General features: G+C 68.3%; 22 protein-coding genes and 1 riboswitch. Of the genes, 16 read left to right on the plus strand and 6 right to left on the minus strand.

Annotated elements, in window-relative coordinates; genetic code table 11:
- Nucleotides 1–7: 7 nt before the first annotated feature.
- Together AC1D2H_RS03905 and AC1D2H_RS03910 are read left to right on the plus strand one after the other, a co-directional pair.
- The gene (locus AC1D2H_RS03905) at nt 8–925 is read left to right on the plus strand and encodes a YihY/virulence factor BrkB family protein (protein ID WP_478009947.1); all 918 of its coding nucleotides are present in this window, start codon (nt 8–10) and stop codon (nt 923–925) included.
- Complete coding sequence (locus AC1D2H_RS03910) at nt 922–1,749, plus strand: lysophospholipase (protein WP_477932660.1); 828 nt, start codon at nt 922–924, stop codon at nt 1,747–1,749. The genes AC1D2H_RS03905 and AC1D2H_RS03910 overlap by 4 nt, the downstream gene beginning before the upstream one ends.
- Here AC1D2H_RS03910 and AC1D2H_RS03915 read toward each other — a convergent pair.
- From AC1D2H_RS03915 to AC1D2H_RS03925, 3 genes are all read right to left on the minus strand, one after another.
- Nucleotides 1,727–2,362, minus strand: coding sequence for an LON peptidase substrate-binding domain-containing protein (locus tag AC1D2H_RS03915; RefSeq protein ID WP_478009948.1), 636 nt, complete (start codon nt 2,360–2,362; stop codon nt 1,727–1,729). The genes AC1D2H_RS03910 and AC1D2H_RS03915 overlap by 23 nt on opposite strands.
- A 159-nt stretch (nt 2,363–2,521) precedes the next feature.
- Nucleotides 2,522–3,451 carry a patatin-like phospholipase family protein gene (locus AC1D2H_RS03920; RefSeq protein WP_478009949.1) on the minus strand — a complete coding sequence of 310 codons (930 nt, stop codon included), beginning with the start codon at nt 3,449–3,451 and terminating at the stop codon, nt 2,522–2,524.
- Nucleotides 3,452–3,492: 41 nt separating this feature from the next.
- Complete coding sequence (locus AC1D2H_RS03925) at nt 3,493–3,918, minus strand: Lrp/AsnC family transcriptional regulator (protein ID WP_477932666.1); 426 nt, start codon at nt 3,916–3,918, stop codon at nt 3,493–3,495.
- 125 nt (nt 3,919–4,043) lie between these two features.
- Between AC1D2H_RS03925 and AC1D2H_RS03930 the strand changes: the two genes are divergently transcribed.
- Entirely contained in the window at nt 4,044–5,081 is a 1,038-nt protein-coding gene (locus AC1D2H_RS03930) for an ornithine cyclodeaminase (RefSeq protein WP_478009950.1), read from the plus strand.
- 75 nt (nt 5,082–5,156) lie between these two features.
- The gene (locus tag AC1D2H_RS03935; RefSeq protein ID WP_478009951.1) at nt 5,157–6,062 is read left to right on the plus strand and encodes a DUF4399 domain-containing protein; all 906 of its coding nucleotides are present in this window, start codon (nt 5,157–5,159) and stop codon (nt 6,060–6,062) included.
- On the opposite strand, the gene AC1D2H_RS03940 is transcribed toward AC1D2H_RS03935, so the two are convergent.
- Nucleotides 6,050–8,983 carry an HD domain-containing phosphohydrolase gene (locus AC1D2H_RS03940; protein WP_478009952.1) on the minus strand — a complete coding sequence of 978 codons (2,934 nt, stop codon included), beginning with the start codon at nt 8,981–8,983 and terminating at the stop codon, nt 6,050–6,052. The genes AC1D2H_RS03935 and AC1D2H_RS03940 overlap by 13 nt on opposite strands.
- 207 nt (nt 8,984–9,190) lie before the next feature.
- On the opposite strand from AC1D2H_RS03940, the gene AC1D2H_RS03945 reads away from it, so the two are divergent.
- From AC1D2H_RS03945 to AC1D2H_RS04000, 12 genes are all read left to right on the plus strand, one after another.
- Entirely contained in the window at nt 9,191–9,772 is a 582-nt protein-coding gene (locus tag AC1D2H_RS03945) for an outer membrane beta-barrel protein (protein ID WP_478009953.1), read from the plus strand.
- A 136-nt stretch (nt 9,773–9,908) separates the two neighbouring features.
- On the plus strand, nt 9,909–10,490 hold the full coding sequence (locus AC1D2H_RS03950; protein WP_478009954.1) for an outer membrane beta-barrel protein: 582 nt from the start codon (nt 9,909–9,911) through the stop codon (nt 10,488–10,490).
- A gap of 64 nt (nt 10,491–10,554) precedes the next feature.
- Nucleotides 10,555–11,478: a DNA-binding protein YbiB gene (gene ybiB, locus AC1D2H_RS03955; protein WP_478009955.1), complete on the plus strand. Its 924-nt coding sequence runs from the start codon at nt 10,555–10,557 to the stop codon at nt 11,476–11,478.
- A 115-nt stretch (nt 11,479–11,593) separates the two neighbouring features.
- Nucleotides 11,594–12,361 carry a sulfite exporter TauE/SafE family protein gene (locus AC1D2H_RS03960; protein WP_478010053.1) on the plus strand — a complete coding sequence of 256 codons (768 nt, stop codon included), beginning with the start codon at nt 11,594–11,596 and terminating at the stop codon, nt 12,359–12,361.
- A gap of 2 nt (nt 12,362–12,363) precedes the next feature.
- Nucleotides 12,364–14,079, plus strand: coding sequence for a nitrite/sulfite reductase (locus tag AC1D2H_RS03965; RefSeq protein ID WP_478009956.1), 1,716 nt, complete (start codon nt 12,364–12,366; stop codon nt 14,077–14,079).
- A gap of 5 nt (nt 14,080–14,084) precedes the next feature.
- Entirely contained in the window at nt 14,085–14,579 is a 495-nt protein-coding gene (locus AC1D2H_RS03970; protein ID WP_478009957.1) for a DUF934 domain-containing protein, read from the plus strand.
- Nucleotides 14,576–15,334, plus strand: a complete 759-nt coding sequence (locus AC1D2H_RS03975; RefSeq protein WP_478009958.1) for a phosphoadenylyl-sulfate reductase — start codon at nt 14,576–14,578, stop codon at nt 15,332–15,334. Before AC1D2H_RS03970 ends, AC1D2H_RS03975 begins: the two co-directional genes overlap by 4 nt.
- Nucleotides 15,331–16,296, plus strand: coding sequence for a sulfate adenylyltransferase subunit CysD (gene cysD, locus AC1D2H_RS03980; protein WP_478009959.1), 966 nt, complete (start codon nt 15,331–15,333; stop codon nt 16,294–16,296). Before AC1D2H_RS03975 ends, cysD begins: the two co-directional genes overlap by 4 nt.
- Complete coding sequence (locus AC1D2H_RS03985; protein ID WP_478009960.1) at nt 16,296–17,585, plus strand: sulfate adenylyltransferase subunit 1; 1,290 nt, start codon at nt 16,296–16,298, stop codon at nt 17,583–17,585. The genes cysD and AC1D2H_RS03985 overlap by 1 nt, the downstream gene beginning before the upstream one ends.
- A gap of 76 nt (nt 17,586–17,661) precedes the next feature.
- The gene (gene cobA / locus AC1D2H_RS03990) at nt 17,662–18,450 is read left to right on the plus strand and encodes a uroporphyrinogen-III C-methyltransferase (RefSeq protein ID WP_478009961.1); all 789 of its coding nucleotides are present in this window, start codon (nt 17,662–17,664) and stop codon (nt 18,448–18,450) included.
- A complete protein-coding gene (fdxA, locus tag AC1D2H_RS03995; RefSeq protein ID WP_056194839.1) occupies nt 18,447–18,770 on the plus strand; it encodes a ferredoxin FdxA in 324 nt (107 codons plus the stop codon). The genes cobA and fdxA overlap by 4 nt, the downstream gene beginning before the upstream one ends.
- Nucleotides 18,771–18,789: 19 nt before the next feature.
- Complete coding sequence (locus AC1D2H_RS04000) at nt 18,790–19,875, plus strand: NAD(P)/FAD-dependent oxidoreductase (protein WP_478009962.1); 1,086 nt, start codon at nt 18,790–18,792, stop codon at nt 19,873–19,875.
- A gap of 12 nt (nt 19,876–19,887) precedes the next feature.
- On the opposite strand, the gene AC1D2H_RS04005 is transcribed toward AC1D2H_RS04000, so the two are convergent.
- Together AC1D2H_RS04005 and AC1D2H_RS04010 are read right to left on the minus strand one after the other, a co-directional pair.
- A complete protein-coding gene (locus AC1D2H_RS04005; protein WP_478009963.1) occupies nt 19,888–21,123 on the minus strand; it encodes a type II toxin-antitoxin system HipA family toxin in 1,236 nt (411 codons plus the stop codon).
- Nucleotides 21,113–21,382: a helix-turn-helix domain-containing protein gene (locus AC1D2H_RS04010; RefSeq protein WP_477932694.1), complete on the minus strand. Its 270-nt coding sequence runs from the start codon at nt 21,380–21,382 to the stop codon at nt 21,113–21,115. Before AC1D2H_RS04010 ends, AC1D2H_RS04005 begins: the two co-directional genes overlap by 11 nt.
- Nucleotides 21,383–21,539: 157 nt before the next feature.
- A riboswitch (TPP riboswitch) is annotated at nt 21,540–21,643 on the plus strand.
- The last annotated feature ends 21 nt before the right edge of the window (nt 21,644–21,664 follow it).

Below are 21,664 nucleotides of genomic sequence, written 5' to 3' on the forward strand. Positions count from 1 at the left end.
TCGCGACATGCGCTGGCTTGATCAGATCCGCCCGCTGGGCCGCGTGCTGCAGCTGACCTTCGATGGCTTCCTGGCCGACCGCGGCCCGCGCATGGGCGCCGCCCTGGCCTACTACACGCTGTTCTCGCTGGCGCCGCTGCTGCTCATCGTCGTATCGGTAGCCGGCCTGGTCTGGGGTGGCGAGGCGGTGCGTGGCGAACTCTTCGACCAGCTCACCGAGCTGCTGGGCAGCAGCGCGGCCACGACAGTGGAGAGCATGCTGAAGACGGTCTCCTGGCCGGTCGGGGGCTGGCTCAGCACCGTCATTGGCCTCGGTCTGATGTTGGTCGGTGCGACAACGATGTTCGCCGAACTGCAGGACGCGCTGGACACCATCTGGCGCGTGCCGGCCCGACCCGTTCAGGGCTGGCTGAACTGGCTGCGCGCACGGCTGCTGAGCTTCGGCCTCATCTTCGGCCTGAGCTTTTTGCTGCTGGTGTCGCTGCTGCTGGACGCGACCATGGCCGCCGCGCAGACCTGGTGGCAGCCCTGGTTCGGCGACTGGCTGCGCGTCGCCGCGCTCGCCAACACCGTGTTCAGCCAGGGCCTGGTCGTCGCCGTCTTCGCGCTCATCTTCAAGCTGATGCCGCGGGTTCACGTCGCCTGGCGCGACGTGCTGCTCGGCGCCTTCGTCACAGCGGGCCTGTTCGCGCTCGGCCGCTACGGCATCGGCAGCTATCTGCAGCGCAGCGGCGTGGCCTCGGGCTTCGGCGCGGCGGCCTCGGTCGTCGCCCTGCTGGTCTGGGTGTACTTCTCGGCCCAGATCCTGCTGATCGGCGCCGAGTTCACCTGGGCCTACGCAAGAGTGTTGGGTTCGCGGCGGGATTCGGAGGCGGCTGGGGCAAACTTGCGCCCCGACGCCACCTCCCCACCACCGACGCGATGACGACCACGACCACCGACGACGGCCTCAAGCTCCATCTCCGCCACTGGCCCGCCCCGGCGGCTTCACGCGGGCAGGTCCTGATCTGCCACGGTCTGGGCGAACACATCGAGCGCTATGCCCATGTCGCGGCCGCGCTGAACGCTGCTGGCTGGGACGTGCACGGCTGGGACCACCGCGGCCATGGCCACAGCGAGGGCCGCAAAGGCGACATCCCCGACCACGACGCGCTGCTGCGCGACACGGCTCGTGTCATCGACGCCGTGCGCCAGCCGGGCAAACGCTTCGTGCTGCTCGGCCACAGCATGGGCGGCCTCGTCGCTGCGCGCTTCGCGGCCGAGGCGCTGACCGGCCAGCCCGCCGCCTGGAGCCGACCGCTGGACGGGCTGGTGCTGTCCTCGCCGGCACTGGACCCGGGCCTGTCGGGTTTCCAGAAACTGCTGCTGGCCGTGGCCGGCTCGCTCTTCCCGGGCCTGGCCGTCAGCAACGGCCTCAAGCCGGCCTGGATCAGTCGCGACCCCGCCGTCGTCAAGGCCTATGCCAGCGACCCACTGGTGCACGACCGCATCACCGCCCGGCTGACGCGCTTCATCGTCGACGGCGGCGCCCGAGCGATTGGCGATGCGCCGCGCTGGCAGCTGCGCACGCTGCTGATGTGGGCCGGCGCCGACCGCTGCGTCACGCCGCGTGGCAGCGAGGCCTTCGCGGCCGCCGCGCCCGCCAATGTCGTCGCCACCCAGCCCTGGCCGGGCTTTTTCCATGAGATCTTCAATGAGCCCGAGAAGGCCGAGGTGCTGAAGACGCTTACGGATTGGCTGAACGCGTGAGCGCGTCGAGGCGATCGACGATCAGCTCCAGCCTGAGCAGCGGGTTGTCCATCGCCATCAGCCGCTGACGCGCTTCGACCGGCATGGGCAGCAGTTCGGCCCAGCGATTGGCCAGCCAGCCGGCGTCTTCCCATTGATAGGGCGGCTGCAGAGGCAGATCTTCAGCGGGGGCGCGCGCCTTCCAGCCGGCCAACAGGTCCTGCAGTTGCTTCGCGGCCTGGCGCAGGTCGTCGGGTACCGGCACGACCTGGTCGTCGGGCAACAGTTCCAGCTCGCCGACCCACAGGCCATGGCTGAGGCAACGTGGGCCCCTCACCTTGAAGCGCTGCGTGCCACGCGTGCGGATGCTGATGAGGCCCGCCTGGGCGTGCTCGAAATGCTCGATGCGTGCCAGCGTGCCGACGTCGTGAAACGCTTCCGCCTGGAAGCCCTCACCTTCGCGCCGCCGCACCTCGTCGCCCGAGCTCAGCGCGACGATGCCGAACGGCTCGCCACGCGCATGGCAGCGCTGCACCATGTCCAGATAGCGCGGCTCGAAGATGCGCAGCGCCAGATGACCGCCCGGAAAGAACACCGAGCGCAGCGGGAACAGCGGCGTTTCGGTCGTGTTCATGGCTTCAGTTGCCCAATCCGAGACAGGACCCCGCGGGCCGAGCGCCGGGCCGCTCTTTAGCCGGCCCGCTCTGGCGATGTGCTTGCCGGTCACGCCGGCAAGCATCGCCGTCCCCGCGGGGGACCAGCCAAGGTACTCCTTGGACGAGGGGTTTCATTTTCAGCGGGTTTTTTCTGCGATGCGCTGGCGCAGGATGGGCAGGATGGCCTGCGCCGCTTCGCGCCCGGCCTGCACCGCGCGGCGCCGCGCCGTGAAGTCGGCACTGCCGACGCCGTCCAGCTTGGGCCGGATGACGACGTCCGCATCCCTCAGCTCGAACATGTTGATGCTGCGGCCCATGATGGAGAAGGTCTGCATCAGCATGCGGAAGGCATCACCGGGCGGGTCCTTCTCGGGCGGCGAGGTGATGTCCACCGCCACGACGAGCTGGGCACCCATCTCCTTGGCAAAGCGCACGGGCACCGGCGACACCAGGCCGCCGTCGACGAACTCGCGCTGGCCAATGCGCACCGGCTGGAACACGGCCGGCACGGCGCTGGACGCCCGCACGGCCGTGCCGGTGTCGCCGCTGCGGAACAGGATGGACGAGCCATCGGACAGGTCGGTGGCGACGATGCCCAGGGGCAGGGCCATCTGTTCGATGTTCTTGCCGCCGGTCTTGTCGCGGATGAAGCGCGCCAGCGCCTCGCCGCGGATCAGACCGCGCAAGGGGAAGGACCAGTCGGTGATGGCCCCCTCGTCCATGGTTTCGGCCAGGGTCTGCATCTCCTTGCCGCTCTTGCCCGAGGCGTAGAGGGCCGCGACCAGGCTGCCGGCCGAGGTGCCGGCGACGAAGTCGACCTTGATGCCGTTCTCCTCGAACACCTGGATGACGCCGATGTGGGCAAAGCCACGCGCGGCGCCGCCGCCCAGGGCCAGGCCGATGCGGGGCGGCTTGGGCGCCGGCCGGATGACGGGCGGCGGATCGGGTGGCGGCGTGGGCACGACGACGACCGGGGGCTGAGGCGGCTGCGTCGGCAGCACGGAGCAGCCGGCAAGAACCGTGACCAGGGCGGCAAGCCCGGCGCGGCGGATGAGAGCAGGAGTCATGTCGTAAGCGGGAAAGCGCGGCGCACGATAACCGAGGGCGTTCACCCGAGCTTGTAGCTTTGCAGATGGATGGACGTCTCGGTGCCGGCAATGCCCTTGATGAGGCGCACCCGCTCCAGCACATCGGCCAGCTCCTGCAGGCTGGAGCTGCGGATCTCGGCCAGCAGGTCCCAGCGGCCGTTGGTGTCGAACAGCCCCGTGATGCCGGGCTCGCCCAGCAGCATGGAGACGACCTCGCGGGTGCGGTTGCCCTCCACCGTGATGCTCATCCAGGCGGTGATCTGGTCGGGCACCGAGTCCGGCCGCAGCCGCACCGTGTAGCCGGTGATGACCCCGCCGTCCTCCAGGCGCGCAATGCGGTTGGTGACGGTGCCGCGCGACACCTTGAGCTTGGCCGCTAGCAGGGCGACGCTGGCCCGGGCATCGGTGCGCAGCAGGGCGAGGAGTTGCTGGTCGAGAGCATCCATTTTTGATCAAAACGTCAATTTCAATTGCCATTCTGCCAAATGGCGATGCATTACGTGGCAAGAGTTGCGCTTCTGTTTGGCAGGCCGCCCCGGAAGAATCCACTTCAAGAACTCCGGAGACCCTCATGACCACCGTCCTCACCACCCAAGACGTCGCCCGAATCGTGCAGCGCGTGGGACTTCCCGATTTACTTCGCCGCCTCGTCGCCTACCTCGAAGCCGACTACCTGCGCTGGGCCGAATTCGACAAGACGCCCCGCGTCGCCGCCCACTCGCCGGACGGCGTCATCGAGCTGATGCCCATCGCCGACGCCAACCTCTACAGCTTCAAATACGTCAACGGCCACCCCAAAAACCACCGCTTCGGCTTGCCGACCGTGATGGCTTTCGGCGTGCTCGCCGACGTAGCCACCGGCGCCCCCGCCCTGCTCTCTGAGCTGACGTTGACGACCGCGATGCGCACCGCCGCCACCTCCGTCATGGTGGCCAAGCGCCTGGCCCGCCCCGACAGTCGCGTCATGGCCCTGATCGGCAACGGCGCCCAGAGCGAGTTCCAGGCCCTGGCCTTCCACCACCTGCTCGGCATCCGCGAGCTGCGCCTCTACGACATCGACCCCGCCGCCACGGCCAAGCTGGTGCGCCACCTCGGCAGCACGCCGGGCCTGACACTGACCGTCTGCGCGTCCACCGCCGAGGCCGTCAAGGGCGCCGACATCGTCACCACCGTCACCGCCGACAAGACCAACGCCACCATCCTGACGCCGGACATGATCGAGCCCGGCATGCACATCAATGGYGTCGGCGGCGACTGCCCCGGCAAGACCGAACTGCACCGCGGCGTGCTGGAGATGGCGCGCGTCATCTGCGAATTCGAGCCGCAGTCGCGCATCGAAGGCGACATGCAGCAGATGCCGGCCGACTTCCCCGTCACCGAGTTCTGGCGCGTGCTCGCCGGCCAGGCCGCGGGCCGCGAAGCGGACAGCCAGGTCACCGTCTTCGACTCGGTCGGCTTCGCGCTGGAGGACTACTCCGCGCTGCGCCTGCTCAGCGACATGGCCCAGCAGCTCGGCCTGGGCGCGCCGCTGAGCCTGATCCCGCAGATGGATGACCCCAAGGATCTGTTCGGCGAACTGCATCTGACCCACCAGCTTCAGGCGGCCTGACGTCCGCAACTTTCACGACGCTCTGCGGCAGCAGCAGCCACCAGAATCGGTGGCACACGCTGACGGAGGGCTCGCATGGGATCTGCCGCTCGACTGACCCGCCGCCTTTGGCCGCTGGGTCTGCTGCCCGCCCTGGCCTGGGCGGAGCCCCTGCCCGCCGACCCATTGGAGCGCCAGTGCTGGCTGGCACACACCGCCCAGCGCACGGCCGTCGACGTGCGCGAGCCGGTCTCGGTGCACTTCAGCAACCTCAAGAGCGGCTACCGCGTGCGCACGCCCTTCTGGGTCGAGTTCGGCATCCGCGGCATGGGCGTCATCCCGGCCGGCAATGCCAACGAGAAGGCCGGCCACCACCACATCCTCATCGACACGCCGCTGCCGCGCGACCACACGGCGCCCATCCCCTTCTCGAACACGCACAAGCACTTCGGCAAGGCCCAGACCGGCACCGAGATCGACCTGCCGCCGGGCCGGCACACGCTGCGCCTGCTGTTCGCCGACCACGCCCACAACCCCTATTTCGTCTTCAGCAACGAGATTGCCATCGAGGTCGTGGGCAAGCGCGCCAGCGACCCTGCACCCAGGATCGTTGCGGGCGATCGCGACAGCTGCGAGGCCTGGTACGCAGACCTGCGCGCGGCACCGCGCACCGCGGCCGGCCGCGAGGTCTATGTGAAGAACCTGCGCGACGAGGAGGCCGTGTCCAGCCCCTTCACGCTGTCACTCGGCGTGCTCGGTGCCGGCCTGGGCGTGGCGCCAGCCGGCACCAGCATCAAGGACACCGGCCACTTCCGCCTGAGCTTCACGCCCAAGGGGGGCGGCAACACGGTGCGCCAGAACCTCGTCGATGGCCGCAGCGAGGCCATCGTCGATCTGCCGCTGGGCGAGTTCGAGGTCGTCGTGGCCCTGCATGACGGCGCGGGCGAGCCACTGCTCAAGGCCGCCCCGATCCGCTTCAGCGTCACCCGTCATGACAGGTAGGCGCTGACGTCCTCCACATCGATCAACGGCGCCGCCATGAAGCGCCGCGCATAGGCCAGGCAGACACCCGAGCGCAGGAAGAGATCGAACAGCGCCGGGTCGAGGTGGCCCTCGCCCACCATGCGCTTCATGATGGCCAGCGCCTCGGACAGGCGCTTGCCCGGCTTGTAGGGCCGGTCGTCGGCCGTCAGCGCCTCGAAGACGTCGGCAATCGCCATCATGCGGGCCTGCGGGCTCATCTGCTCGCCAGTCAGGCCACGCGGATAGCCCTTGCCGTCCATGCGCTCGTGATGGCCGCCGGCGATCTCGGGCACATCCTGCAGATGCCTCGGGAAGGGCAGCTCGTGCAGCATCTTCAGCGTCTGCACGATGTGGTCGTTGATCTTGTAGCGCTCTTCCTCCGTCAGCGTGCCGCGCGCGATGGCGAGGTTGTGCAGTTCGCCGCGGTGATAGAGGTGTTCGGGCTGCCTGAGCTTGAAGCCCCAGCGGTTGTCGCCGGCCAGCTGATCCGTCGGCGGGCGCGGCAGGATGTGCTCGGGCCGGTCCTGCAGCAGGCGCTCGGTGGCTGGCAGCGAAGGGCGCGGTTTGGGCAGGCGGCGCAGTTCCTCGATGGACAGGCCCAGCGTGTCGTCCAGCGTGCGCGACCAGCGTTTTTCGCCAACGCGGCGCAGCCGTGCGACGGCTTCGGGGTCCAGGGTCTCGCCGCCCACATTGCTGGTCGCGACGAAGGCGTAATCGGCGTCCAGCTCGGCCTGGGGCCCGGCCGCCGCCGCGCGGGCGCGCTGCACGCCGGCCTCGCCCAGTTCGGCCTCCAGCTTCTCGATCAGCGCATCGCGCTTGAGCACCTCGAAGCGGCTGCGGATCTCGTGGATGCGGTTGTAGATGGTCTCGAGCTTGGTGGCCTTGTCGACGACGTACTCCGGCGTCGTCACCTTGCCGCAGTCGTGCAGCCAGGCGGCGATATGCAAGGCCTCCCACTGCTCGGCATCCATCGTGAAGCCGGCGAAGCGGCCCTCGGTCGCGTCGCATGCGGCCTGGGCCAGCATCTTGGTCAGCTCCGGCACGCGCTGGCAGTGGCCACCGGTGTAGGGGCTCTTGGCGTCGATGGCGCCGGCGACGAGCTGGATGAAGGCCTCCAGCAGCTCCTTGCGCGCGCGCAGCAGCAGCTGGTTGTCGATGGCAATGGCGGCCGTGCCCGACAGCGCGCTGACAAAGGCCACGCGGGCAGCGCCCAGGGGCTCGAACGGCCGCTCGGCGGAGCGCGGGAAAGTCAGCGTCAGCGTGCCTATGGTGTCGTGCTGGCTGTTCTTCAGCGGCACGGACAGCAGGCGCATGCGCGAAGCGCCGAGGGCGGCGAACAGCCGCTCATAGGCTGCCAGGTGGGCGGGGTCGTCCCAGCTCAGGTCGACTTCCACCGGCCCGTTGGCACGCAATGCATGCACCGGCGCGGCCACGCTGTCGGGCGCGTTCACCTGCCAGGTCATGCCACGGCGCGCCGACGTCTCGCCGCCGACGCGCGAGGCCGCCGGCTCCAGCGTCAGGCCATCGGCCGACAGCAGGTGGACGGAGCCACCGCTGGCGCCGGCCACGGCGATGGTCTCGCGCAGGATCAGGTCCAGCAAGGTGTCGAAATCGCGCTCGGCGCTCAGCGCGTCGCTGATGTCGAGGAAGCGCCGCAGCGAATGCTTCATCGCCGTCATCGCGATGGCCAGGCGGTCGACCTCGCGGATCAGGCTGCGCTTGGGGTCGGCGCCGTCGAACTCGAAGCGCTCGATGGCCTCGGCCTGGCGCGCGAGATTGCGCAGCGGGCGCGACACCCGGTCGGCCAGCAGATGCACCAGCGGCAGCAGCAACAGCATCAGCGCCAGCGAGATGTAGAAGCTGTGGCGGCGGCTTTCGAGCTGGAAGGCCTGCAGCTCCTCGCGCGGCGCGGCCATCAGCAGCAGCAGCGGCGCGCCGGCCTCCACGGTACCCGTCAGCGGCAGCGCATGGCTGACCCACTCGCGGCCGTCTATCGTCTGCACCGACGTGAGATGACCCTCGCCATCGCGGCGCTGCCACAGCTCGCGCATCAGCGGCGACGCCGACTCACCCACGCGCGGCAGGCTCTGGCCATCCTTCAACGCCGTGCCGCGCTCGCGCCGGGCCTCGGCCAGCATCTCGCCTTCCTGCGTCGCGATGAGCAGCTCGGCCGAACGGCTGATCTGCGGCCGCATCAGCATTTCGCTCAAGGCCTTCAGGCTGACGTCGGCACCAACGATGGCGCCGCCATGGGCCTGGGCCAGCGTCACGCCAGGCTCGCCCGTCGTGAAGAAGCGGTAGGGCGCCGACTGCACGAGCTGACCCTCGCCGGCCTTGCGGGCCAGCGCATACCAGGGCCGTGTGCGCGGGTCGAAGTCGTACTCGGCGCGGTCGCGCTGTTGCAGTTCTCGCAAGCCCTCGTCGTAGAAGCGGTAGCTGCCCCGCGGGGCGGCGCCGCCGTCGCGGTTGACGCTCTGCAGCCCGAAGGCCGCCTCGGCCGGGGCATCCATGCGCTTGCGCGTCGCCGCGTCGCTGAGGCGGCGCAGCAGCACGAAGGAGCCGCCCGAGTTGCCGGCATAGACGGCCGACACCGAGGCATTGACGCGCAGGGCCGCCGCCATCTGCGGCAGGGCCGCCAGGCGCTCGGCTTCATTGCCCGCGCGACCCAGGGCGCCGGTCGCCAGCAGGGCCACGCTGACGCGCGCCGGCCTCAGCTCGGTCTCGACGGCTGCCGCCGCCTCGCGCCCGATGCGCTTGGCCGCCGCGCTGGCCTGTTGAAGCATCAGCGCGTCGCTGCGCGAGCGCTCGTGCAGCAGCAGCACGCCGTACACCAGGGCCACCAGGCCCACCATCAGAAAGCTCAGCGTGATGTAAAGCGTCTTGGGCTTGAGAAGCGGCATGGAACCCGTGAGGCAGCAGCGTTGCAGCAGTATCCCCGTGTCACGGCTACTTTGCCTGCGGTTACCGGTTGGAGTGGCCGGGGGCGCCAAGTCCTACAAGTTCGCGCCCAGTCGACAACCAGGATGGCTTGGCGACGACCGGTCGCAACTCGTCGCAGGCCCCACCCGGCGCCTGCGCTGCCATGGATGAAGTAGGAAAGCAGTCAAATGAAAAAGATCGCACTCAGTCTTGCCGTTCTCGCCCTGGCCGCCAGTGCCCAGGCCCAATCCACACGACCGAGCGGCAGCATCACCGCCGCTCACACCTATGGCCTGGTGTCCCTGGGCCAAAGCCATCTGAATACCGATTGCACAGGCGGGCACGCGTGCGACCGCAACGCCCTCGGCGGCAAGGCCGTGTTCGGCTATGGCTTCGGCAACGGCCTGTCGCTGGAAGGTGGCTACACCAACTTCGGCAAGTTCCATGCCTCGCGGGGCCTGCTGGGCTTGAGCGCCAGGCCCGAGGCCCTGCACTTCGGCGGCGCCTACACGGCCAACCTGACACCGGATTGGGGCGTTGTCGGCCGTCTGGGCGTCGCCCGCGTGCGCACCAAGCTCGATGCCGAGGCCGGCACGCTGAGCGGCTCGGACAGTCAGAGCAAGACCCAGCCCATCGTCGGCATCGGCGTCAACTACGCGATGACGCCATCGACCCGCGTCGAACTCGGCGTGGACACCACCCGCGCCCACTACCTGGGCGAACGCCACAACGTGCGCATGGTGTCGCTGGGCGCGCGCATGGCCTTCTGATGGACATATTCACCTGAGCCTGATTCCCGTGACAAGGGCACCTGGATGACACGCATGTCGTAGTTAGCATGCGGGCCGCCTCAACCGGGCCGGGCCGGTCATACGGCCGGCCCCTCCAAGTCACAGGGAATCTCTCATGAAGACACATGCCTTCGTTCTTGCCGCACTGTTCGCAGCGACCGCCGCCCAGGCCGCGGAGCCCGCTCCCAGTCCGTTCTATGTCACAGCTGCAGCGGGCTCGACCCGTCTGAGCGCCGACTGCTCCGGCACCACGTCCTGTGACAACAGCGGTACCGGCGGCAAGCTGGTCTTCGGCTACAGCTTCGGCAATGGCTTCAGCCTGGAAGGCAGCTACATCAACTTCGGCAAGGCCCACGCCGGCATTGCCAGCATCGCCGGCACCCCCGCCGGCACCGTCACGCTCAAGCCCTCGGCCCTCGTGTTCGGTGGCGCCTTCGCGCTGCCCCTGGGCGGCGACTGGGGCATGGCGGTTCGCCTCGGCGTGGCGCAGGTGAAGACTCGCACCCACTTCTCCTTCGGCGCCCAGAGTGGGGATGCGGCCGAGAGCGAGACCAGGCCGGTGGCGGGCCTCGCCGTCAGCTACGCCCTCAACAGCAGCGTCAAGCTCGAACTCGGCGTGGACGCCAGCCAAGCACAGATGAGCGGACAGAAGGGCAGCGTGCGCCTCGTGTCGCTCGGCGCGACCTTCTCCTTCTGATCCTTCCGCGCGAGTCATTTCCCAGGCCGCCTTGTGCGGCCTTTGTCGTTTCTACACTCGCGCCATGAACTACGCCCCGCTGATCAAGGAACTGGGCCGCGGCGCCCGTGGAGCGCGCGACCTGAGCCGCGAACAGGCCGAAGAACTCTTCGGCGAAATGCTGGACGGCCGGGTGCCCGACATGGAGCTGGGCGCCATGCTGATCGCGCTGCGCGTGAAGGGCGAGAGCGCCGACGAGGTGGCGGGCTTCCTGGCCGCCATGCAGGCCCGCACGGCCTCGCTGGCCGCGCCCCCAGGGCCACGCACCGTGCTGCTGCCCAGCTTCAACGGCGCCCGCAAGCAGGCCAATCTGATGCCGCTGGTGGCCCAACTGCTGGCCTGCGAAGGCGTGCCGGTGCTGATCTTCGGCCGGCATGACTTCGACAGCCGCCACAGCCCCTTCGAGTTGCTGGACGCCCTGGGCTTGTCCGCCAGCGGATCGCTGGCGGACGCCGAGGCGAGGCTAACAAGCGACAGACTGGCCGTCCTGCCTTTGCAGATGCTCAACCCTGGCTTGAACGCGCTGATGGCCCTGCGCCCCCGGTTGGGCGTGCGCAACAGCTCGCACAGCCTGGCCAAGCTGCTGGACCCCTTCCCCGCCGGCCGCGGCGTGCGGGTCGTGGCGGTGACGCATCCGGAGTACTTGGACAGCATGGGCAACGCCCTGCCCGGCCTGACGGCGGGGGGCGGCCGGGCCCTCTTGATGCGCGCCAGCGAGGGCGAGGCTTATGCCCATCTGCGCCGCAAGGCCCATCTGATCGGTTTCCAGGACGGCCAGACCGCCCCGCTGCACCCGGCCGACACCACCGACCTGGACTGGCCGCTGTCGCCGGCCTGCGCGCCGGCCGAGAACGCCGCCCTGATCCGCGCCATGCTGGAAGGCACCGAAATGGTGCCTCCACGCATCGCCGAACAGGTCGCCGCCCTGCGGGTTTTGGCCACAAACTGAGGTTGCTTATTCAGCTTGGGCATATGGCCCGAAAAAGAATGTAGTTCTGCGGCACTGCAACATTCCCTAGAGTCGCGCCCTCGGGTGGCATGGGGCCGCTCCTGGAGCGTGTGTGCTGGACGGAATTGCGATTGCGAGCGGATTGGCCGTCGGCCTCATCGTCGGGATTACCGGCGTGGGCGGCGGCTCGCTGATGACGCCGCTGCTGCTGTCCGTCTTCAAGCYCAGCCCGGCCGTCGCCATCGGCACCGACCTGTGGTTTGCCTCCCTGACCAAGATGAGCGGCTCGGTCGCCCATGCCCGCCACGGCCATGTGAACTGGGCCATCGTGCGCCGCATGCTGATGGGCTCCATCCCGGCCTCCATCGCCACCATCGCGCTGATGCACCTGACCGGCGTCACCAAGGGCTGGGCCTCGGCGCTGACGTTTTCGCTGGGCATCGCCCTGCTGTTGACGGCTGTCGTCGTCGCCTTCAAGCAAAGCTGGCAGCCCCTGGGCCTGAGGCTGGAGCGCTGGATTCCCGAATCGCGCAAGCCGACGCTGATGGTGGCCCTGGGCCTCATCCTCGGCGTGCTGGTGTCGCTGTCCTCCATCGGCGCCGGCGCCATCGGCGCGACGCTGATCCTGCTGATCTACCCCCGCATGAAGGCCCGCGACATCGTGGGCACCGACATTGCCCATGCCGTCCCGTTGACGCTGGTGGCGGGCCTGGGCCACGCCAGCCTCGGCAATGTGAACTGGGAACTGCTCGTGTCCCTGCTCATCGGCTCTTTACCTGGCATCTGGCTGGGTGCCCAATTGACCCGTCGGCTGCCCGACGGCGTCGTGCGCAGCCTGCTCTGCGTTTCTCTTCTGATGGCCGGCTGGAAGGTCATCCACTAATCATGTATCGCTACACCGACTTCGACCGCCGCTTCGTCCACGCCCGCGCCGCGCAGTACCGCGACCAGCTCGAGCGCCACCTCGCCGGCACCCTCGGCACCGACGAGTTCCGCGCGCTGCGCCTGCAAAACGGCTGGTACATCCAGCGCCACGCGCCCATGCTGCGCGTTGCCGTCCCTTATGGCGAGCTGTCCTCGCGCCAGCTGCGCCAGTTGGCGCGCATCGCCCGCGACTACGACCGCCAGCCCGACGGCCCGTTTGCCGGCCAGGGTGGTTATGGCCATTTCACGACGCGCCAGAACCTGCAATACAACTGGATCCCGCTGGTGGACAGCGCCACGGTGATGGAGCTGCTGGCCGAGGTCGACATGCACGGCATCCAGACCAGCGGCAACTGCATCCGCAACATCACCAGTGACGCCTTCGTCGGCATCGCGCCGGACGACATCGTCGACGCGCGCCCCTACTGCGAGATCCTGCGCCAGTGGAGCACGCTGCACCCCGAGTTCGCCCACCTGCCTCGCAAGTTCAAGATCGCCGTCTCGGGCGCCAAGGAAGACCGCGCCGCCATCGGCTGGCATGACATCGGCCTGCAGCTGAAGAAGAACGAAGCGGGCGAGGTCGGCTTCCAGGTGCTGGTGGGTGGAGGCATGGGCCGCACGCCGATTCCGGGCGTCGAGATCAACGCCTTCGTGCCCTGGCAGCAGATCCTCGTCTACATCGAGGCCATCGTGCGCTGCTACAACCTGGCCGGCCGGCGCGACAACCTCTACAAGGCCCGCATCAAGATCCTCGTCAAGGCCGAGGGCCAGAAGTTCTTCGACGCGGTCAACGAGGAATACCGCCGCATCCTGGCCGACGACAACGGCGGCCACGAGCACATCATTCCCCAGGCCGAGCTGGACCGCGTGGCGGCCTGCTTTGTCGACCCTGAGGGCGTCGCACCGGTCGCCGAGCCCGTGCTCGACACCAGCGATCCGGCCTTCGCACGCTGGCTGGCGCGCAACGTCGACGGCCACCGCGTCGCCGGCTACCGCGCCGTGACGCTGAGCCTCAAGCGCGTCGGCATCGCGCCCGGCGACACCAGCGCCGACGTGATGGACACCGCCGCGGCCCTGGCCGACCAGTTCAGCCACGGCGAGCTGCGCGTCACGCACCGGCAGAACCTCGTGCTGCCCTGGGTCAAGGCTTCGGACCTGCCCGAGCTCTTCCAGGCCGCCCGCGCCGCCGGCTTCGCCACGCCCAATGCCCGCCTGCTGACCGACCAGATCGCCTGCCCCGGTGGCGATTTCTGCGCGCTGGCCAATGCCCGCTCGCTGCCGCTGGCCGCCGAGATCGCCGAGCGTTATCAAGACCAGGACGAGCTCGAAGACCTCGGCGAGATCGACCTGCACATCAGCGGCTGCATCAACTCCTGCGGCCACCACCACAGCGGCCACATCGGCATCCTCGGCGTCGACAAGGACGGCGACGAGTGGTACCAGCTGACGCTGGGCGGCAGCGACGGCACCAAACTGTCGGGCACGACCGTGGCCGGCAAGGTCATCGGCCCCAGCTTTGCGGCCGACGAGATCGCCGACGCCATCGACGCCGTCATCGAGACCTTCAAGCGCGAGCGCCAGGCCGGCGAGCACTTCGTTGACGCCGTGAAGCGCCTCGGCCTCGACCCCTTCAAGACCGCCGCGAATGCCGTTCGCGTCTCGACCGCGAAGGCTTGATCGATATGAAATTCATCAACGCCACCACCTGCCAATGGAAGCACGCCATCGGCGAAGACGGCCCCAAGCCCGATCCCGATCCGGCGCCCAACCGCCTGCTGTCGCTGGAGCAATGGCATGCCGTGAAGACGCGCTGGCCGGCCGGCACGCCGGTCGCCATCGAGTTCCCGAACGACGCCGACATCAACCAGCTGGTGCCCGACCTGGGCCGCATCGCCCTCGTCGTGCTCGACTTCCCCAAGTGGACCGACGGCCGCGCCTACAGCCAGGCCCACATCCTGCGCAGCCGCTTCAAGTTCAAGGGCGCCATCCGCGCCCGCGGCGAAGTGCTGGTCGACATGATGCAGTTGCTGGCCCGCACCGGCTTCGACGAGGCCGTCATGCGCGGCGACCAGTCCCAGGCTGCCGCGCAGAAGGCGCTGGACCTGTTCGCGCCGGTGGGCTTCTACCAGGGCGACGTCGGCGAGACGCGACCCTGGTTCCAACGGAGCGCAGCGTGAGCACCGAAGCCAGCAGCCTGCCCTGGGCCGCCGCGCCTGCGGCTGGCAACGCCATCGGCCTCTACGCCAAATGGACGCCGGCGCTGGACGCCAAGATCGATGCCGCGCTGCAGCGCCTGCGCGACGCCAGCATCGAGCATGGCGACGGCCTGGTGCAGAGCAGCAGCCTGGGCGTGGAAGACATGGTCATCACCGACCTGATCGCCCGCACCCAGCTGCCCATCGCCATCGCCACGCTGGACACGGGCAAGCTGCATCCCGAGACGCTGGCGCTGATCCCGCGCATCCACGAGCGCTACGGCCGCGAGGTCGAGGTCTTCAAGCCGGTGGCCGACGCCGTCATCCAATTCGTCCGCAAGGAGGGCGAGGAGGCGATGTACAAGAGCATCGAGCTGCGCAAGGCCTGCTGCGGCCTGCGCAAGATGGAGCCGCTGGGCCGCATGCTGAAGGGTCGTTCGGCCTGGATCACCGGCCTGCGCCGCGAGCAGAGCGGTGCCCGTGGCGACGTGGCCTTTGACGAAGACGACGGCAACAACCGCCGCAAGATCAGCCCCATCGCCGACTGGACCTGGGCCGAGGTCTGGGCCTATGTCGAGAAATACGCCGTGCCCTACAACCCGCTGCATGACCAGTTCATGCCGAGCATCGGCTGCGCGCCATGCACCCGAGCGATTGCCGTGGGAGAAGACTTCCGCGCCGGACGCTGGTGGTGGGAGGACTCTACGAAAGAATGCGGCCTGCACGCCAAATCATGAATGCTGCTGTGAAACCCGAACAACTCATCGCCGACGTCGACCACGCCCACCTGGATGCGCTGGAAGAGGAAGCCATCTTCATCCTGCGCGAGGTCGCAGCCACCTTCGAGCGCCCCGCCCTGCTCTTCTCCGGTGGCAAGGACAGCTGCGTCGTGCTGCGCCTGGCCGAGAAGGCCTTCAAGATGAAGAACGCGGCGCACCCGAGTGGCTACTCGGGCCAGCTGCCCTTCCCGCTGGTGCATATCGACACCGGCCACAACTTCCCCGAGGTGATCACCTTCCGTGACCAGCGCGTCGCCGACATGGGCGAGCGCCTCGTCGTCGGCCACCTCGAAGACTCGATGGCCCGCGGCACCATCCGCCTGAGCCACCCGCTGGAAAGCCGCAACGGCCACCAGACGGTCACGCTGCTGGAGACCATCGAGGAGCACAAGTTCGACTGCCTGATCGGCGGCGCCCGCCGCGACGAGGAGAAGGCGCGCGCCAAGGAGCGCATCTTCAGCCACCGCGACAGCTTCGGCCAATGGCAGCCCAAGGAGCAGCGCCCCGAGCTGTGGACGCTGTTCAACACGCGCATCCGCCCGGGCGAGCATTTCCGCTGCTTTCCCATCAGCAACTGGACCGAGCTGGACGTGTGGCTCTACATCGCCCGCGAGAACATCCCGCTGCCGCAGATGTACTTCGCGCATGAGCGCCAGGTCATCCGCCGCAAAGGCCTGCTGGTGCCGCTGACCGAGGTGACGCCGCCGGAAGCAGGCGAGACCGTCGAGACCGCCACCGTGCGTTTCCGCACCGTGGGCGACATGACCTGCACCTGCCCAGTCGAGAGCCCCGCCGCCAATGCGAGCGAGGTCGTGGCCGAGACGTTGACCGTCACCGTCAGCGAGCGCGGCGCTACGCGCATGGACGACCGCACCAGTGAAGCTTCGATGGAGAAGCGCAAGAAGGAAGGGTATTTCTGATGAAGGCGCTGCGATTCCTCACGGCGGGCTCCGTTGACGACGGCAAGTCCACGCTGATCGGCCGCCTGCTGTTCGACGGCCAGGCCATCCTGGCCGACCAGCTCGACACGCTCGAACGCCGCGCCGCCGGCCGCCCCATCGACCTGAGCCTGCTGACCGACGGCCTCGAAGCCGAGCGCGAGCAGGGCATCACCATCGACGTGGCCTACCGCTACTTCGCCACCAAGACGCGCAAGTTCATCATTGCCGATGCCCCTGGCCATGAGCAGTACACCCGCAATATGGTCACGGCCGCAGCCGGCAGCGATGCCGCCGTCGTGCTTGTGGACATCACCAAGCTGGACCTGACGGAAGCCGAAGTCACGCTGCTGCCGCAGACGCGCCGCCACTCGCTGCTGGCCCAGCTGCTGCGCGTGCCCAGCATCGTCTTCGCGATCAACAAGATCGACGCACTGGACGACGCCGGCGCCGGCTTCGCCAAGGTCAAGACGGCGCTGGACAAGTTCGCCGCCGCGGCGGGCCTGAACGTGGCCGCCACCGTGCCCGTCAGCGCCCTGCGCGGCGACAACGTGACCCAGCCGCTGGACGCACCCTGGTGGAACGGCGAGAGCCTGCTGCAGGTGCTGGAGCGCCTGCCCACGCTGAGCGAGCGCGCCGACGCGCCGCTGTCCCTGCCCGTGCAATACGTGCAGAAGGACGCCTACCAGTCCAAGGGCACCGGCGTGCAGCCGCGCGTGCTGTGGGGCCGCATCGCCCACGGCGCCGYCAAGGCCGGCGACACCATCGAGGTGCTGCCGTCCAGGCAGACCGCCGTCGTGTCCGAGGTGCGCCTGGCCGGCGAGACCGTGCCCAGCGCCGAAGCCGGCGACTCGGCCGGCCTGGTGCTGGACCGCCAGCTCGACGTCAGCCGCGGCGACTGGATCGTCACGCCCGGCTCGGCCGCGTCGACCAAGACCTTCCCGGCGACGCTGGCATGGCTGGACACCGAAGCCGCCAAGCCCGGTCGCAAATACTGGGTGCGCCACGGCAACCGCTGGGTGCAGGCGCGCATCTCGGCCATCGACTCGGTGCTGGACATCAACACCCTGCAGCCGCAAGACGCCCACGAGCTGCCCGTCAACACCATCGGCCGCGTGCAGATGGAAGTGCAGCACGAGCTGCCGGTCGAGCCCTTCGTGGACAACCGCGTCGGCGGCGCGCTGATCGTCGTCGACCCGGCCAGCCACCGCACCAGCGGCGCCCTGCTGGTGGACGTGCAAGCCGCCACGCCGGCGGAAGAGGCCTGGTGATGAGCGCCGCGCCGCGCCGCCCCAAGCAAGCTCGCTCCCGCTTGGCGGGACAGCACGAAGTGCGAAGGGTGCAGTCATGACCGGCCGTGTGATCTTCGTCAGCGCCGGCCCCGGCGCGGCCGACCTGATCACGCTACGCGGCGCGCGCGCGCTGTCGCAGGCCGACGTCGTGCTGGCCGATGCGCTGGCCGACCCAGGCCTGCGCGAGCTGGCGCCGCAAGCCCGCTGGATTTCTGTGGGCAAGCGCGGCTTCGAGCATTCAGCCAAGCAGACCGAGATCAACGCCCTGCTCGTCAAGGCGGCGCAGGAACACGCCCTCGTCGTGCGGCTGAAGGGCGGTGACGCCAGCGTCTTCGGCCGCCTGGAAGAAGAACTCATCGCCCTGGCTGAGGCCGGCATCGCCAGTGAAGTGGTGCCCGGCGTGACCGCGGCTCTTGCCGCCGCCGCCCAGGCGCAACGCCCGCTGACGCGCCGCGGCCGAGGCCGCAGCGTGTCGCTGACGACGGCCATGACCGAGGCGGGTGAACTGCGCGCCGCGCAGAGCGCCGACACCGAAGTCTTCTACATGGCCGGCCGCCAGTTGGCCGCCCTTGGCCGCCAGTTGCTGGCCGCCGGCTGGGCGCCGGACACGGCCACGCTGGTCGTCAGCCGTGCCGGCTGTGCCGATGCCATCACCAGCGAGCACACGCTGGCTGACCTCGCCCACGCGGCCCTGCTGCACCGCGGCCGTCCCACGGTCGTCACGGTCGGGACAGGAGCCAGCCGCGTCCACGCGCAGGATCAAAACCACGCCGACCTTAAAATCGTCGTTTCGCCCGAATCATTGCCCATCGGGGCGCCCCTTACTTCCCAGAGCCGCTCATGACCCACGTCGTCACCGAAGCCTGCATCCGCTGCAAATACACCGACTGCGTCGACGTCTGCCCGGTCGACTGCTTCCGCGAAGGCCCGAACTTCCTCACCATCGATCCCGATGAGTGCATCGACTGCGCGGTCTGCATCCCCGAATGCCCGGTCAACGCGATCCTGCCGGAGGAAGATGTGCCGGGCGATCAGATCCACATGATCAAGATCAACGCCGACCTCGCCAAGGGCTGGCCCAGCATCACCAAGCGCAAGCCCGCGCTGCCGGACGCCGACGAGTGGAAAGACAAGACGGGCAAGCTGCCCGAGCTGATCCGCTGAACTTTCCTTCCCTCTCCTCATGCAGGCAGTAGAGATCAGGCCCGACGCCATCCACACCGACGCCGTCATCGTCGGTGCCGGCCCGGTCGGCCTCTTCCAGGTCTTCGAGCTGGGCCTGCTGGAGATCAAGGCCCACATCATCGACAGCCTGGCCTACCCCGGTGGCCAGTGCATCGAGCTCTATCCCGACAAGCCCATCTACGACATCCCGGCAGTGCCCGTGTGCACCGGCAAGGAGCTGACCGACAACCTGCTCAGGCAGATCGAGCCCTTCGGCGCGACCTTCCACCTGGGCCAGGAAGTCACGGTCGTGCAGAAGCAGGACGACGGCCGCTTCCTGATCGAGACGAACAAGGGCACGCAGCTCCTGACCAAGACCGTCTTCATCGCTGGGGGCGTCGGCAGCTTCCAGCCGCGCACGCTGAAGGTCGAAGGCGTCGAGAAGTACGAAGGCACGCAGGTCCACTACCGCGTCAAGGGCCCGACCCAGTTCGCCGGCAAGAACCTGCTCATCATCGGCGGCGGTGACTCGGCGCTGGACTGGGCGCTGAACTTCTGCGCGGCGCACGCTGACGGCAACCCGCACAAGGCCGAGAGCGTCATCCTCGTACACCGCCGCGACGGCTTCCGCGCCGCGCCCGCCAGCGTCGCCAAGATGCACGAGCTCTGCGACGCCCACGAGATGCAGTTCATCGTCGGCCAGGCCACGGGCATCGACGAGCGGGATGGTCAGCTCACCGGCGTCAAGATCACCGGCAACGACGGCATCACCCGCGTCGTGCCCTGCGACCAGGTGCTGGCCTTCTTCGGCCTCAGCCCCAAGCTTGGGCCCATTGCCGAATGGGGCCTGGCCCTGGAACGCAAGCAGATCGTCGTCGACACCGAGAAGTTCGAGACCAGCGTGCCCGGCATCTTTGCCGTCGGCGACGTGAACACCTATCCGGGCAAGAAGAAGCTGATCCTCAGCGGCTTCCACGAAACCGCGCTGGCTGCGTTCGGTGCCGCCCCTTACGTGTTCCCCGACAAGCGCGTGCATCTGCAATACACGACGACCAGCCCGAAGCTGCACAAGGTGCTGGGCGTGGAGTCGCCGGTGTTCGACTGAGCCGAGCGGCCCTCACTGGCCGTAGGCCAGGCCCGACTGCCAGACCTCCCGCATGCGCGACAGCAGCTCGCGCGGGATGCGGTCATCCGACTCCGCTTCAGCCAATGCCCGTTGCATGCCCTGGGCCAGGCGTTGCAGCACCGCCGCTGGTGCCTTCACATTGCACACCTTGGTACCGAAAACGAGCAGCTCCTGCGTCGTCGGATAGGCCTTGCTCGTGTGCTTGCCGGCAAACAGCTTGAGGGCCAGCGTCCGGTCCTCGAGCTCGGGGCCGCCGGCGTACTGCGTGTAGCGGTAGATGGCCGTCGTGACGACATCGAACATCGGTGCCAGCCAGATGTCGCTCGGTGAGCGGTAGAGCAGGCCGAAGTTCTTCAGATGCGCATCGCCATTGCGAACCATGATGGAGAACGAGACCTGCTCGAAGAACCGGTCAAGGTCGGCTTGCGGCAGTTGCAGTTGCCTCAGCAGCCCCGCGATGCGCTCGTAGCTGCCGTGGTATTTGCGGTCGGAAAGCGTGTCGCGAACGCGCTGCCCGGACAGTGCCGCAATGTCTTCGAAGCCGAGGCGCTCCACCGTGCCATCCGGCTTCAGGACGGTGTCGAAGCGCTCTAGCACCAGCATCTGGCCGTCATGCGACAGGTCGAACACCGGCGTCGCGATGCCGGCCAGGTTGGCTGCGCGCAGGCACAGGTATTCGTTGGCCGCCAGGCCGGGATAGGCCTCGCTCGCCGCCTTCACGATGAGGGTGGGAATGGGCACCGCGATCCGCAACTCGGGCACCATGATTTTGGGCTGCATGCCGGCAATGCCGGCACCGGTGCTCAGATAGGCCGCCACCAGGTCGTTGAACACTTCAGGCGAGTAAGCGGTGCTGAGCAGGCCCTCCTTGCTCAGCGGTACCGCGGCCTGCGGCGCGTCGGCACCGGGGATGCGATAGCCCAGCCGGCCGATGCCGTTGTCGCCGATGAGGGCCAGCATGTGCATGGCCGTCGTCTGCTGCTTGGGGAACAAGGCCCGGATGCGCATGAACAGATCGCCCTCGGGCAGGTTCTGGTCCATGGGCGCAAAGAGGTCGCCATCCGTCCACGTGAGCCGGGCCGCCGCAGGCATCAGCAGCGCGACCGAGGGCTGCTCGGCAGAGGCCTCCAGGTACCGGAACTCATAGGTCGACGCCTTGAGCAATTGGCCCGCACTCAGGCGCGGCCAGATGGACACGTCGAGCTGGGCGATGCGCTCAGGCAGCATCGTCATCCTTGTTGAAGGCCGCAGCCACTTCCTCCATCGTCGGCAGGCCCACCGGCTCCAGGCGCATGGCCATATTCAGGGCGCGAAGCACGTCGAACAGCGACGACACGGACGCCTCCTCGCCCCCCTCCAGGCGGTAGACCACCTCACGCACCCGCCCGGCCCGCTCGGCCACCGCCTTCTTGCTGAGGCCCAACGCTTCGCGCCGCTGCTGAAGCAGCTCGCCGAGTTCGGCAGGGAGCCTGATATTGCCAGTCATGGCTTGCATTTTCCGTATAAATACAGAATGTGCAAGTCATGACTTGCACATTCATCAACCGACTTACGTGCGGCGGGCCGGGCAAAGTCGGCTCCMATCAAAGGCCGGAACACCACGCAACCCGTAGAATGCAACCCGCGCACCACCTCGTGTGGCGTGTCTTCGCTAGGGGTGTTGAACGGCCACGGCCGGTTCGACTGAGACAGTCCCTTTGAACCTGATTGAGGTAATCCTCGCGCAGGGAAGCAGCCGATCAGCAGGGCCTCCTTTCTCTCGTCTCCG

The sequence above is a fragment of the Roseateles sp. P1_C1_2 genome (assembly GCF_056406535.1).